General features: G+C 49.9%; 12 protein-coding genes, 1 other RNA gene and 2 pseudogenes. 11 read left to right on the forward strand and 4 right to left on the reverse strand.

Translation table 11 applies throughout. The features are described 5' to 3' along the window. The first annotated feature begins 71 nt into the window (after positions 1 to 71). On the forward strand, positions 72 to 1400 hold the full coding sequence (gene srmB / locus ACCW71_RS13725) for an ATP-dependent RNA helicase SrmB (protein WP_436372200.1): 1329 nt from the start codon (positions 72 to 74) through the stop codon (positions 1398 to 1400). Positions 1401 to 1617: 217 nt separating this feature from the next. Here srmB and grcA read toward each other — a convergent pair whose 3' ends face one another. Continuing rightward, positions 1618 to 2001 carry an autonomous glycyl radical cofactor GrcA gene (grcA, locus tag ACCW71_RS13730; RefSeq protein ID WP_436372202.1) on the reverse strand — a complete coding sequence of 128 codons (384 nt, stop codon included), beginning with the start codon at positions 1999 to 2001 and terminating at the stop codon, positions 1618 to 1620. Positions 2002 to 2243: 242 nt separating this feature from the next. Between grcA and ung the strand changes: the two genes are divergently transcribed. Continuing rightward, complete coding sequence (gene ung, locus ACCW71_RS13735) at positions 2244 to 2924, forward strand: uracil-DNA glycosylase (RefSeq protein ID WP_436372204.1); 681 nt, start codon at positions 2244 to 2246, stop codon at positions 2922 to 2924. A gap of 58 nt (positions 2925 to 2982) precedes the next feature. Here the strand turns inward: ung and grpE are convergent, their stop codons facing one another. Beyond that, positions 2983 to 3564 (reverse strand): nucleotide exchange factor GrpE, encoded by a 582-nt coding sequence (grpE, locus tag ACCW71_RS13740; protein ID WP_436372206.1) that lies wholly within the window; start codon positions 3562 to 3564, stop codon positions 2983 to 2985. A gap of 122 nt (positions 3565 to 3686) precedes the next feature. On the opposite strand from grpE, the gene nadK reads away from it, so the two are divergent. The 3 genes from nadK to bamE all read left to right on the forward strand — a co-directional run bounded on the left by nadK (position 3687) and on the right by bamE (position 6845). Further along, positions 3687 to 4565 carry an NAD(+) kinase gene (nadK, locus tag ACCW71_RS13745; RefSeq protein ID WP_436372208.1) on the forward strand — a complete coding sequence of 293 codons (879 nt, stop codon included), beginning with the start codon at positions 3687 to 3689 and terminating at the stop codon, positions 4563 to 4565. Between the two features lie 84 nt (positions 4566 to 4649). Then, the gene (gene recN / locus ACCW71_RS13750) at positions 4650 to 6311 is read left to right on the forward strand and encodes a DNA repair protein RecN (RefSeq protein ID WP_436372210.1); all 1662 of its coding nucleotides are present in this window, start codon (positions 4650 to 4652) and stop codon (positions 6309 to 6311) included. Between the two features lie 186 nt (positions 6312 to 6497). Then, positions 6498 to 6845 (forward strand): outer membrane protein assembly factor BamE, encoded by a 348-nt coding sequence (gene bamE, locus ACCW71_RS13755; protein ID WP_436372211.1) that lies wholly within the window; start codon positions 6498 to 6500, stop codon positions 6843 to 6845. A gap of 77 nt (positions 6846 to 6922) precedes the next feature. Here the strand turns inward: bamE and ACCW71_RS13760 are convergent, their stop codons facing one another. Next, a complete protein-coding gene (locus tag ACCW71_RS13760; protein ID WP_436372213.1) occupies positions 6923 to 7216 on the reverse strand; it encodes an RnfH family protein in 294 nt (97 codons plus the stop codon). Next, positions 7209 to 7643: a type II toxin-antitoxin system RatA family toxin gene (locus ACCW71_RS13765; protein ID WP_436372214.1), complete on the reverse strand. Its 435-nt coding sequence runs from the start codon at positions 7641 to 7643 to the stop codon at positions 7209 to 7211. The genes ACCW71_RS13760 and ACCW71_RS13765 overlap by 8 nt, the downstream gene beginning before the upstream one ends. 158 nt (positions 7644 to 7801) lie before the next feature. Between ACCW71_RS13765 and smpB the strand changes: the two genes are divergently transcribed. The 6 genes and pseudogenes from smpB (at position 7802) to ACCW71_RS13795 (ending at position 13892) form a co-directional block, all read left to right on the forward strand. Next, on the forward strand, positions 7802 to 8284 hold the full coding sequence (smpB, locus tag ACCW71_RS13770) for an SsrA-binding protein SmpB (RefSeq protein ID WP_436372216.1): 483 nt from the start codon (positions 7802 to 7804) through the stop codon (positions 8282 to 8284). 43 nt (positions 8285 to 8327) lie between these two features. Next, positions 8328 to 8690: a transfer-messenger RNA gene (gene ssrA, locus ACCW71_RS13775) on the forward strand. A 181-nt stretch (positions 8691 to 8871) separates the two neighbouring features. Then, positions 8872 to 9144: pseudogene (locus tag ACCW71_RS13780) on the forward strand (integrase arm-type DNA-binding domain-containing protein); the annotation flags it as partial. A 285-nt stretch (positions 9145 to 9429) separates the two neighbouring features. Beyond that, a pseudogene (locus ACCW71_RS13785) lies at positions 9430 to 10573 on the forward strand (DNA primase family protein); the annotation flags it as partial. A gap of 1014 nt (positions 10574 to 11587) precedes the next feature. Further along, the gene (locus ACCW71_RS13790) at positions 11588 to 13033 is read left to right on the forward strand and encodes an AAA family ATPase (RefSeq protein WP_436372218.1); all 1446 of its coding nucleotides are present in this window, start codon (positions 11588 to 11590) and stop codon (positions 13031 to 13033) included. After that, positions 13023 to 13892: a DUF4435 domain-containing protein gene (locus tag ACCW71_RS13795; protein ID WP_436372220.1), complete on the forward strand. Its 870-nt coding sequence runs from the start codon at positions 13023 to 13025 to the stop codon at positions 13890 to 13892. The genes ACCW71_RS13790 and ACCW71_RS13795 overlap by 11 nt, the downstream gene beginning before the upstream one ends. The last annotated feature ends 136 nt before the right edge of the window (positions 13893 to 14028 follow it).

Genomic DNA, 14028 nt, shown 5'->3' on the forward strand with positions numbered 1-14028 from the left:
GCGGAAACGGATTAACAGATGAAGATTCAGTCTGATCTGTCTATAATCAGCGCCCCAAACTGAGGTAGACCATGACAGTAACCACATTTTCCGAACTCGAACTCGACGAAAGCCTGCTACAAGCGTTGCAGGAAAAAGGCTTTACGCGCCCAACAGTGATCCAGGCTGCTGCAATTCCGCCCGCGCTGGAGGGCCGCGACGTTCTGGGTTCGGCACCTACCGGGACCGGGAAAACCGCCGCCTATCTGCTGCCGGCGTTACAGCATCTGCTTGACTTCCCCCGCAAGAAATCGGGCCCGCCGCGTATCCTGATTGTGACCCCGACCCGCGAACTGGCGATGCAGGTGGCCGACCAGGCGCGTGAACTGGCGAAACATACCCATCTGGATATTGCCACGATCACCGGCGGCGTGGCCTATATGAACCATGCCGAAGTGTTCAGCGAAAACCAGGATATTGTGGTCGCGACCACCGGCCGTCTGCTGCAATACATCAAAGAAGAGAACTTTGACTGTCGCGCCGTGGAAACCCTGGTGCTGGATGAAGCCGACCGCATGCTGGACATGGGCTTTGCTCAGGACATTGAGACCATCGCCGCTGAAACGCGCTGGCGCAAACAGACGCTGCTCTTCTCCGCCACGCTGGAAGGCGACAACATCAGAGATTTCGCTGAGCGTCTGCTGAACGACCCGGTGGAGCTGGAAGCCGATCCCAGCCGTCGCGAGCGCAAAAAGATCCAGCAGTGGTATTACCGTGCTGACGACCTGGAACATAAAACCAAATTACTGATCCATCTGCTGAAACAGCCAGATGTGACGCGCAGCATCGTCTTTGTGCGCAAGCGTGAACGTCTGCATGAGCTGGTAAGCTGGCTGCACGAAGCGGGGATTCGTAGCAGCTACCTTGAAGGCGAAATGGTGCAGGCCAAGCGTAACGAAGCGATCAAGCGTCTGAGTGAGGGACGGGTTAACGTGCTGGTCGCCACCGATATTGCTGCGCGTGGCATCGATGTCGAAGATGTCAGCCATGTCTTTAACTTCGATATGACGCGCACCGCGGATACTTATCTGCACCGCATCGGACGTACCGGCCGCGCGGGCCGCAAAGGTATCGCTATCTCGCTGGTTGAAGCGCATGACTATGTGCTGCTGGGCAAGATTACCCGCTATGTCAACGAGCCGATCAAGGCGCGGGTGATTGATGAACTGCGTCCGCAGACACGAGCGCCGAGTGCGAAGACCACCGGCAAACCGTCGAAAAAGGCGCTGGCGAAGCGTGCCGAGAAGAAAGCAAGCGAAACGGAAAAACCGCGGGTGAAAAAACGCCATCGTGATGCTAAGAATGTCGGCAAACGCCGCAAGGCTAGCGGCACCGTGGCCACCAAAGAGAGTGCGGAATAAAACATCGCATGAACAAAAAAATCGCCTCTTATGAGGCGATTTTTTTTATCTGATAAGCAGTAATAGCCGTTCCGGTCAGTTTTAGCGGTCAGAGCGCGATCTTCGCGATGATGGCAACCGACTGTCAGCAGATTAACGTTTTATCTCTTTCATATTTATAATAAAGATTGCTGTGTGCGCTTTGCGTTTATTTTCAGCGCTGGCTAACTTAAATCAATCAGAGACTTTCGGTAAAGGTACGGGTAATGACATCGCGCTGCTGTTCAGGGGTCAGTGAATTGAAACGCACTGCATAGCCTGATACGCGGATGGTCAGCTGCGGATAGTTTTCCGGGTGTTTCACCGCGTCTTCCAGGGTTTCACGACGCAGAACGTTGACGTTCAGATGCTGTCCGCCTTCAACACGCACCTGTGGTTTCATTTCAAGCGGCACTTCGCGGTAAGTAAATTCGCCCAGTTCGCTGGTGGCGACGACCTGATCTTCTTCGTAGCCCGCTTTGGCGCACAGGCAACGCGCTTCGGCTTTCTCTTCATCCAGCAGCCAGAAAGAGTTCAGTAATTTTGAGTTGTTGGATTGTGTGATCTGGATTCCCGTGATCATGATTGCGTCTCCCGAATAATAGGTGAATACATCAAATTTGAGGCTCCGGTATACCACTCTCTCATCATAACCACTTTGACCTGAGTCAATTTTAACCGGCCACTCAATCCACTTTAACGCTAAGACCTTGATCTCAAACAGCCTCCGCTTTCAACTTTATTTTTATTTTTCAAATTATTTTAGCCTTCAGCTCAGCGACAGTAACGGCTAAGCTTACGGCACTAACGTTAAGGGAGTTGATCATGACGGAAAAGCTGACCTGGCACGACGTGCTGGCTGAAGAGAAACAGAAACCCTATTTTATCGACACGCTGAAACAGGTCGCTGAACAGCGCGCGGCGGGCGTCACGGTCTATCCGCCGCAGAAAGATGTCTTCAACGCTTTCCGGCTGACGGAGTTGGGCGACGTCAATGTGGTTATTCTGGGTCAGGATCCCTATCACGGGCCGCATCAGGCGCATGGCCTGGCGTTTTCAGTGCTGCCGGGGGTTCAGGTGCCGCCGTCGCTGCAAAACATCTATAAAGAGTTAATGCAGGACATTCCCGGTTTTGAGAAACCGAATCATGGCTTTCTGGAGAGCTGGGCGAAACAGGGAGTGATGCTGCTCAACACCGTTCTGACGGTTGAAGCGGGAAAAGCCCATTCTCACGCCCGTTTTGGCTGGGAGACCTTTACCGATAATGTCATCGCCGCGATCAATCAGCATTGTGAAGGGGTGATTTTTCTGCTGTGGGGCTCTCATGCGCAGAAGAAAGGCAGCATTATCGATCGCCAGCGTCACCACGTACTACAGGCACCGCATCCTTCGCCACTGTCGGCGCATCGCGGCTTCTTTGGCTGTCAGCACTTTTCGAAAACCAACGAACTGCTGAGCGCCGCCGGTAAAACGCCTGTCGACTGGACGCCGGTATTACCTGAGTAAAGCCATAACGCACACGGCCGCGTCAGTGCGCGGCCGTGTAACAGCGTCAGGCGTTAACTCAGCCTTTAGCTTTGCTGACCGCAACCATGGCCGGACGCAACAGGCGTCCATTCAGAGTATAGCCGCGCTGCATCACCATCATCACATGGTTGGGTTCATGCTCTTCAGACTCCATCATCGACATCGCCTGATGCACTTCCGGGTTGAACGGCACGCCCGTTTCGCCAACCACTTCCACGCCGAATTTACGCACCGCGCCCAGCAGGCCTTTCAGGGTCAGTTCGATCCCTTCAATCATCGGTGCCAGTTGAGTATCTTCTTTGTTCGCCATTTCAAGTGCGCGCTCAAGGCTGTCGATTACCGGCAGCAGTTCGTTGGCAAACTTCTCCAGCGCAAATTTATGCGCCTTCTCAACGTCCATCTCGGCACGACGACGGATGTTCTCAACCTCGGCCTGCGCACGCAGCTGGGCGTCACGCACACCGGTTTGCGACTGTGCTAATTCAGCTTCGAGCTGAGCGATACGCTCATCACGCGGATCCACCTCAGCCGTTGTCTCTGCGTCCTGAGGTTGTTGCTGATCCTGCTGAATTTCGTCTGAGACTTGCTCGTTTGGGGTGTTCTGGTCTTTACTACTCATGAATTTCTCCGCGTTTTGCACATTCATTTCGCTGGTTGGCTTATTATGGGGATCGGTTTGACGGTTTCAAGGGAACCTATCACATTGCCTTGCCGTTTTGGCTTACAAGGAACATCAACCAGATGAACAAACACTTTAACTGCATTGGTATTGTGGGTCATCCACGCCATCCCACCGCGTTAACCACGCATGAGATGCTCTGGCGCTGGCTGACAGCCAAAGGTTATCAAGTGATCGTCGAGAAGCAAATCGCGCAGGAGTTATCGCTGCACGATGTGCAGACCGGCACGCTGGCGGAGATTGGTGAGTATGCGGATTTAGCGGTGGTGGTCGGCGGTGACGGCAATATGCTGGGCGCGGCGCGGGTGCTGGCGCGTTATGACATCAAAGTGATCGGCATTAACCGCGGTAATCTCGGCTTTCTGACCGACCTCGATCCCGATAACGCGCAGCAGCAGCTGGATGAGGTGCTCCAGGGTAACTATTTTGTCGAGAGCCGCTTTCTGCTCGAGGCGCAGGTGTGCAAATCAGACTGCTCGCCACGGATTGGTTCTGCCATTAACGAGGTGGTGCTGCATCCCGGCAAAGTGGCGCACATGATCGAATTCGAAGTCTATATTGATGAAGTGTTCGCCTTCTCCCAGCGCTCCGATGGACTGATTATCTCCACTCCCACCGGCTCGACCGCCTATTCGCTCTCCGCTGGCGGCCCGATACTGACTCCTTCGCTTGACGCGATCGCGCTGGTCCCGATGTTTCCGCATACGCTGTCGGCGCGCCCGCTGGTGATCAACAGCAGCAGTACCATCCGACTGCGCTTCTCCTCACGCCGCAACGACCTGGAGATCAGCTGTGACAGCCAGATTGCGCTGCCGATTCAGGAAGGCGAGGATGTGCTGATTCGCCGCAGCAGCAATCATCTCAACCTGATCCATCCTAAGAATTACAGTTATTTCAACACGCTAAGTTCGAAGCTGGGCTGGTCAAAAAAATTGTTCTGAAATGCGGTGTCGCCTCTTTACTGGATAAAATTCCAGTTTATACTGTATGAAAAACCATATGTGTTTATTCATACAGGTGAACCTATGCTGGCCCAACTGACCATCAGTAATTTCGCTATCGTTCGTGAGCTCGACATTGATTTCCAACGCGGCATGACAGCAATCACTGGTGAGACCGGTGCCGGCAAATCGATCGCGATTGACGCCCTGGGATTATGCCTGGGCGGTCGTGCTGACGCCGACATGGTGCGTCAGGGTGCCAGCCGGGCCGACCTCTGCGCCCGCTTTCAGCTTAAGTCCTCCCCTTCTGCCCAGCGCTGGCTGCTGGATAATCATCTGGATGACGGAAACGAGTGTCTGCTGCGCCGGGTCATCAGCGCTGACGGACGTTCCCGCGGCTTTATCAATGGCACCGCGGTGCCGCTCTCGCAGCTGCGCGATCTCGGCCAGCTGCTGATTCAGATCCACGGTCAGCACGCTCATCAGCTACTGCTCAAGGCGGATCATCAGAAGCATCTGCTGGATGCCTACGCCGGTCATGACGATCTGCTGCAACGTATGCGTGCCAGCTACCAGACCTGGCATCAGAGCTGTCGGACCCTGGCGCTGCATCAGCAGCAGGCCCAGGAGCGTGAAGCCCGCCGCGAACTGTTGCAGTATCAGCTGAAAGAGCTGAACGACTTCGCTCCGCAGCCTGGCGAATATGAACAGATCGACGAAGAGTACAAGCGCCTGGCTAACAGCGGACAGCTGCTGTCGACCAGCCAGCAGGCGCTGCAACTGCTAGCGGACAGCGACGACAATAACCTGTGCAGCCTGCTCTACAACGCGCGTCAGATGCTCTCTGAGCTGACTTCGCTGGATGAGAAGCTGAACGGTGTTTATAACCTGCTGGAAGAGGCGTCGATTCAGCTGAGTGAAGCCAGCGACGAGCTGCGTCACTACTGCGACAGCCTCGATCTGGACCCTAATCGCCTCTATGAGCTGGAGCAGCGTATTTCGCGCCAGATCGCTTTAGCCCGTAAACATCACGTCTCGCCAGAAGGTCTGCCGGAGCTGCATCAGCAACTGCTGGCTGAAGCGGAACAGCTGTCGCAGCATGAAAGCGATCAGGAGAGCCTGCAATCGCTGGTAGGTGAACATTACCAGGCGGCCCTGCACAGTGCAGAGCAGCTGCATCAGCAGCGCAGCCACTTCGCCAGTGAGTTGCAGCAGCTGATCACGCAGAGTATGCATCTGCTCTCTATGCCGCACGGCCAGTTCAACATCGCGCTGACCTTTAACCCGGACCAGCTGACGGCTGATGGCGCGAGTCGCGTCGATTTCCAGGTCACCACCAACCCTGGCCAGCCGCTTCAGCCGCTGGGTAAAGTCGCCTCCGGGGGGGAACTGTCACGTATCGCGCTGGCGATTCAGGTGATCACCGCGAAGAAAATGGAAACGCCAGCGATGATTTTCGATGAAGTGGATGTCGGGATCAGCGGCCCAACCGCCGCCGTGGTGGGTAAACTGCTGCGCCAGCTGGGCGAGTCGACTCAGGTGATGTGCGTTACCCATCTGCCGCAGGTGGCTGGTTGCGGTCATCAGCACTTCTTTGTCAGCAAAGAGACTGATGGCGCCATGACCGAAACCCATATGCAGCCGCTGGACAAGCGCGCACGCTTGCAGGAACTGGCGCGTCTGCTGGGTGGCAGCGAGGTGACACGTAACACCCTGGCCAACGCCAAAGAACTTTTAGCCGCCTAGCAGCGCACTTTTTTAACCTGACGTGGTCATATGCTTGCTCTGTAGAGGTTCCCAATAGCGAAAAGGTTTATTATCATCGGCACTTATGTCGCCAAAGTAATAAAGCCTGCCGCAGGCAGAGTTCAGATTTTGATGGCAAGAAAACAGCCTGTAAAAGGCGTTTGGCCCCGGAAAAGGAATGTATAGATGCGCTGTAAAACGCTGACTGCCGCGGCAGTGGTAATGTTGATGATGACCGCAGGATGTTCCACTTTAGAGCGCGTGGTATATCGTCCTGATATTAACCAGGGTAACTATCTGGTTGCCAACGATGTGGCCAAGATTCATAACGGTATGACACAGCAGCAGGTGGCTTACGCACTCGGCACGCCGATGATGAAAGATCCGTTTGGCAGCAACGTCTGGTATTACGTTTTCCGTCAGGAGCCAGGTCATGAGCGCGTTAAACAGCAGACGCTGACGCTGACTTTCGACGCTAACGGCGTTCTGACCAATATCGACAACAAGCAGAACCTGTCGCAGACCAACGACTGATTACGAGCAGGCAGTAAAAAAGGCGCACTGAGCGCCTTTTTTTATGCCTGATGCCCGCTGATTTTACGGAGTCAGGCTTATTTTTTAGTGCCCGCCGCACGCTCTGCGCGCTGACGACGCAGCTCTTTAGGGTCTGCGATTAGCGGACGGTAAATCTCAATGCGGTCGCCTTCATTAACGACATCATCAAGTTTTACCGGCCGACTGTAGACGCCCACTTTATTACTGTTGAGGTCAATTTCCCGGCGGAGTTCCAGCAGTCCCGACTGTCTGATCGCCTGTTCTACGGTGCTGCCCTGCTCTACGGTGGCGTAAAGCTGATACTGCTTTTCAGGCAAGGCATAGACCACCTCAACGGAGATGTCAGGCACTGTAGACCTCTTTAGCGCGCTGGGTGAACGCCTGCACCATGCTGTTAGCGAGTTCCTTGAAGATGCGTCCAAAAGCCATCTCTACCAGCATGTTGGTGAATTCAAACTCCAGGCTTAACTCCACTTTGCAGGCGTCATCGCCCAGCGAGACGAATTTCCAGCCGCCGGTCAGCTTACGGAAGGGACCGTCCACCAGTTGCATATGGATGCTCTGGTTATCGGTCAGCGTATTACGGGTGGTAAACGTTTTGCTGATGCCTGCTTTCGACACATCCACGGACGCGGTCATCTGATTCTCTGACGCATCCAGCACGCGGCTTCCGGTGCAACCCGGCAGGAATTGCGGATAGGCATCCACATCATTTACAAGTTGGTACATCTGCCCGGCACTAAACGGGACCAGTGCCGAACGACTAATCTGAGCCATAATGGTTCCTGTTCATCACGAAACCGCTGAATAATAGCATTTTCAGCGATTAAACAAAAATGCCCCCGATGCAGGGTGTGCTAGAATATCCCGTTTCCTGCCGCCCCGCTGGACTGGGGATGCGATAACCGACTAAGTGATGTAAAATACGCCGCACTATGACAAAGAAAAAATCACACAAACCCGGTTCTGCCACTGTTGCCATGAACAAACGCGCCCGTCATGAATACTTCATTGAAGAGGAGTATGAAGCGGGATTATCGTTACAGGGATGGGAAGTTAAATCACTTCGTGCCGGTAAAGCCAACATCAGCGACAGCTATATCCTGCTGCGCGATGGCGAAGCGTTCCTGTTCGGTTCAACCTTTCAACCTTTAGCCGTTGCTTCCAGCCATGTGGTCTGTGACCCGACCCGCAGCCGCAAGCTGCTGCTGAAACAACGTGAACTCGATTCCCTGTATGGCCGCGTAAACCGCGAAGGTTACACCATCGTGGCGCTGTCGCTTTACTGGAAAAACGCCTGGTGCAAACTGAAGATCGGCGTTGCGCGCGGTAAGAAAGAGCACGACAAGCGCGATGACATCAAAGACCGTGAATGGAAATTAGACAAAGCACGTATCATGAAGAATTCAAAGCGCTAAGCGCTGGATTTTGAGCTGTTTTGTTGCTAGTATTTGAAGTTCTGGGGCTGATTCTGGATTCGACGGGATTGTGAAGCCTTAGGAGCATGCCGAGGGGCGGTTTGCCTCGTAAAAAGCCGCAAAAAAATAGTCGCAAACGACGAAAACTACGCTTTAGCAGCTTAATAACCTGCTTTTAGCCTTCTCTCCCTAGCTTCCGCTCTTAAGACGGGGATCAAGAGAAGTCAAACCCAAAAGAGATCGCGTGGACGCCCTGCCTGGGGTCGAAGCGTTAAATCTAATCAGGCTAGTCTGTCAGTGGCGTGTCCGTTCGCAGCTGACCGGCGAATGTAAAAACTGGACTAAGCATGTAGTGCCGACGGTGTAGTAATTTCGGACGCGGGTTCAACTCCCGCCAGCTCCACCAAAATTCTTTTCCGGCGATTACCAGAGTCGTTCGAGAAAGTCCTGAGAGCCCGCAAGGTGAAAGCCCTGCGGGCTTTTTTGTGTCTGTAACCTTCCGAGATGATCCGCCTGAATCCGGTGATTATTGGTATACGCTAGAATGCTGGCCTAAAACGTGTACCAATTATGGACGGAAACCAGTCATGGCGCGGATGACACGCCCCCTCACCAACAATGAAATCCTCAAAGCTAAACCTCAAGAAAAAGACTTTACGCTGCACGATGGCGACGGGCTTTTCATGCTCGTCAAAATGTCTGGTAAGAAGTTATGGCGTTTTCGCTACCAGCGGCCAGCTAGTAGCAGCCGTACTAATATTAGTCTAGGCGCTTACCCTGCCCTAACGCTAGCTGCTGCACGTCAGATGCGTGACCAATATCTGACGCTGCTTGCGCAAGGTATCGACCAGCAGACGCAGTGAATGTTCGGCGCGCAGCTCGTCATTGGATTGCCTCTAAGGTTGCGGAAGCTCGTGCGCCAGTTGCTCTCGGCTTCTTTCCCTACCTCGATGGCTGCCTGCTGCTCTTTTTCACAGCGGGCAATATCGGCGCAGATGCCGTTATAGGCTTTCATCCTTTCGGTATGTTGAGTTCGGGCATTCTCAAAGCGTTCCAGTGATGCAGGTTTCTGTTCCGGGGTGGTCATGATTGTCTCTCATCGTCTGTAAAGGATGAGGTCATTCTGTTGTGTACCACAGGAGGCGAAGACGCTGCGCCGGGAAATCGCCGCGCTGTTTCAGAAGGTGCGCGCACCGTTTTCCGCTGCCAGTATCGGCAGAGTGCTGGACACGCTCAAGCTGATGGTGCCCCAAATGGGTGAACCAGCGCGCCGCCTAATTGGTTTTCGTAACGGCGTTTTTGATACGACCAACGGCACATTCAGCCCGCACCGCCGCGAGAACTGGTTGTGCACGGTAAACAGCACTGACTACTCCGCGCCGCGCCCTGGTGAAAATCTCGCAGATCACGCATCTAACTTTTACCGCTGGTTAACGCGGGCGGCCGGACAAGCAGGAGCGCATCCTCGCGGCGTTATTTATGGTGCTGGCAAACCGCTACGACTGGCAGATGTTCCTTGAGGTAACTGGTCTCGGTGGAAGCGGAAAAAGCGTATTAGCCTCGATAGCCACGCTGCTCGCTGGCCGCGATAACACAACGTCCGCCACAATCGACACGCTGGAATCTTCGCGCGAACGCGCCAGCGTGGTCGGATTCTCGCTGAGTATTCTGCCCGATCAGGAGAAATGGAGCGGCGACGGCGCGGGCATTAAGACGATTACCGGCGGCGATGCGATAGCTATTGATCCCAAGTATCGCGATCCGTACTCAACTCAAATCCCGGCGGTGATTTTGGCGGTAAACAACAATCCGATGCGTTTCAGCGATCGCAGCGGTGGCGTTTCGCGTCGCCGGGTAATCCTGACCTTCCCGGAAGTGATACCGGCGAAAGAGCGTGACCCGCTGCTGCTGGACAAAATCAGCGCCGAGCTGGCCGTCATTGTTCGTCATCTGATGCAGCGCTTTGCGTCACCTGATGAAGCGCGCGAGCTGTTGCAGGCGCAGCAATCCTCAGGTGAAGTGCTTGAGATAAAGCGACAGGCCGATCCGCTGGTAGATTTCTGTGGCTACCTGATGCCGCTGAGCACGCCAAACGGGCTGTTTATTGGCAACGCCAATATTCGTCCGATCAACCCGAAGCGCTATCTCTATCATGCGTATCTGTCATTTATGGAATCGCGCGGGCATCAGCATCCGCTCAGCCTGACCGCTTTTGGTCAGGCTGTACCGCAGACGCTCAAGGAGTATGAGCGCATGTTGCTTAAGCGCCGAACGAATAACGGTATATAAACCAATCTGACGCTTCATGAAGACAGCGAGGCAGATTGGTTACCCGCATGCAGCGTCTGATAACATCCTTCCACGTAAACCGGCTTAGGGCAGTTTTAAGTATCTCTAGCAATTACTAATTTCCGTCAAGGTCAGTTATGAGCAAGAAGCAGACGTCAAAATAATGGCCTTAAGATATTACCACCACATAAACATAACAACCCGACGACGAACCGAACTCTGGGTGAAAAATTGTCAGATAACAGCCTTTATTCCTATCCTGATGATCTCTCCCCCGCTGCTCACGCTGCTGCATTCTATTTCTCATCAGCCGCTCTGCTCTCAAATTTCAGCGAGCTATCCGGCATCGCCTCTTTGTTATTCCTTAGCCCATAATATGGCCATAAGGAAACAACCTCTTGCATTGAAATAACAAAGAAATCTTACGATTTCCGGCTCTTAAACCAGAAGGGAGGAAACCCGATAGGACTCAAAGATGACAGATATTTCCACCAGGCGGCACCTTCGTGCGCTCTCCTGTTCCCACCTTATAATTTGGGCCAGGTCTTTCCGCTGTTATGGCCGCTTTTTCTTATATCACGCCTGGTCAGGTAACCGTTCTCTGAAGTTCAACCCTGACAGACACGGCTACACGCCATTGGCGGTAGCCAACGGTAACTTGATCATGGAACGAAGAAGTATGTATTGAAGACGCTAAGAGTTCTTGAAGTGCCAATCCAACTGCGGCAAAGTGAAATGAAAGATTTGGTGACGACGCTCCGATAAAGCGAGCTACTATGGTTCAGAAACTTGCCAGTTTCAGAACCGTCGAAGAACCACTTTACCGAATTTTATCGTTTCCATCGCAAGATTACGCTTTCTACAAAACTTGAGTCAATAAAAAATATAATCTTACAGATCAATAACTTAATCTATATCCAATGTATTTTCACTTAAAAAACAAAAGTTCTTGCCGATAACAGAAATTTATATTAAATAAATAATACATAAGCAAACAACCGATAAGAGGGAAGTATGGTTGAACATGAAAGCAGCATGCCAGCGCATCCAATAGAATGGTTTAGGATAAGTGGAGTGCACGGGTATAAAGATCTTCTCTTGGAGATGAAGAACAAAACAACCATTTTTGTTTCAGAGAATGGTGCAGGGAAAACGACAGCTCTTAATGCGCTAAAAGCAATATTAGAGAGGGACTTCCACTCACTAAAACTGATAAAATTTACTGAAATAACCATAAAATTTACAAATGCGAAAGAAGTTAAAATAAAAAGAGATGAGCTAGGTTCTCACTCAAAGGAAGATATTAAGAGCTTTATTGACGAAGAATTATCATTAAGCTCAGAATTTTGGGAAAATAACTCGCTTGAAGCGACAATTAATTCAATAATTACAAGCAAAGACTATAACTATAGAGACGATAACGTCCTTCATGACATTTACATGAACACACCGTTCATAGAACCTGATTACATGAAATCCCTTGAGAAATTAAAGGTAAAAATTAACTTCGGCTCTAACTTTACTGAAGAATCTAAAATTATAGAAGAGGCAATGTTGGGCTATGAAGTAATATATCTTCCAACATACAGAAGGGTTGAAAAAAACCTGGATAAAAATAGATCAATGGTTGCAAAAAGACCGTCTTTTAGAAGAACAAGCATAAAAAAACTACATCATGATGGGATTTCATATGGACTACGTGATGTAGAAGAAACGCTAAGCGAAATGACCTTGGAGATAGAAAGATTATCAAGTACGGGATATCGTACTCTAAGCGCAAAAATGCTTGACGATTTAATTAGACTTGGCGATAGTAATTTTGAATTTGCTAATAACGACCTTCCTTCAATTGAAGATTTGGAAAGATTTTTAAACCGAGTTGAAAATCCTCAGCACACCTACCCTCAACAAGGACCGTTTGAGCCTAAGAAAAAAGAAAACACACTAATAAGAAAACTTAAAACTCTTTATGATGATGATAAAGTAAAGGAAACTGGGTATCTAAATTATTTCTTATCAAAACTAAATATAGTAATACAGCAAACAAAAGAGCAAGAGTATAAAATTGAGCAATTTGTAGAGATATGCAATAAGTATCTAACTTCGTCTGGTGATTCAAAATCGTTACGATTTGACCCATCAAAGCTAGAAGTTATTGTAAATGATGACTTTACGGGGTCTAGGATATCGCTCAATGATCTATCATCTGGCGAAAAACAAGTAATTTCATTGATGGCCATACTTTATCTTGGAGGCGATGATAACAAGATAATCCTGATCGATGAACCCGAGCTTTCACTGTCATTAAAATGGCAAAAAATGATTCTTCCCGATATAGATAAAGCAAAAAAAGTAAATCAAGTCGTTGCAATTACTCATTCGCCATTTATATTTGACAATGAATTGGAAAAATCAGCAACTTCAATGAAAATCAGGAGGGCTATATTAGATGAGCAGTAATGACCTTCTTGATGAGTTAATAAAATCGAAGGAATCAAAAAACCCATTAAAGCAAGAGATTTTAATGGCCAAGTCTTTTGTGGATAGCATTTATGTTTTCGAAGGAGTCGATGACTTTCCTGTTTATGATGAATGGTTAAAAAAAAATCACCATTATGCAAATTCTTGTCATATAGTTGCAAAAGGCAAAAAGCAAATAACAACATTATATGAGCATTCAACTCTTATAAATGACAGAGAGATTCTTGATAGCTGCATTTTTTATGTCGACCATGATTATGACCTAGAGAGGCACGACGACCACTGCATTACAACATTGAACTGCTATTCAATTGAAAATTATATCGTCAATGAATTTTCCGTAAGCAATTACATGAGTGATGAGTTTAGATTAGATGCAAAACATATAACTCTTAAAAAAACGTTGATGGATGACTTCAAAAGCGACTTATCTATATTTTTGGCTGCGGCAAGAAAAATCTGCAAGCCATTGTTCATTAATCATAACATTCTTGGGAAAACAGAATTCTATGAGAAAATATCAAAATTAATAAACATAGAATATAAAAATATTTTTATTAGAGAAGATGCGGAAATTAAAGGTTATCAAGTGGATATTAATTCCAGTAAATTTTCTGAGCTATCTGATTTTTTCGATAAATTAACAGATTCTAGAGCTGTGAGGGGTAAGTACGTATTCGAATTTATTAAACTATGGTTAAATTCATTAAAAGTAAATTTAGTTTCACGAGACAATGGTGAAATTAAACCCTCGAAGAAGGATCCGTTGATGCTGGAGATGAGAAGACTTGCTAGCTCTACTCCAGTACCAACTGAAATTCAACAATCTCTTAGATAGTAAGTTGAAGCTTAAAAGGCTGTTTATACAGTGTCCTTCTTTAGCTAAATCTTCATACCATAATTCCGCAACAGTCAGTGCTAGAAGAGGTCGCCCACGGACGGCCTTTTTAGTAGCTGAACCCACCAAACGGGCG

Source organism: Pantoea sp. C2G6, from assembly GCF_051336815.1.
Lineage (GTDB): Bacteria > Pseudomonadota > Gammaproteobacteria > Enterobacterales > Enterobacteriaceae > Pantoea.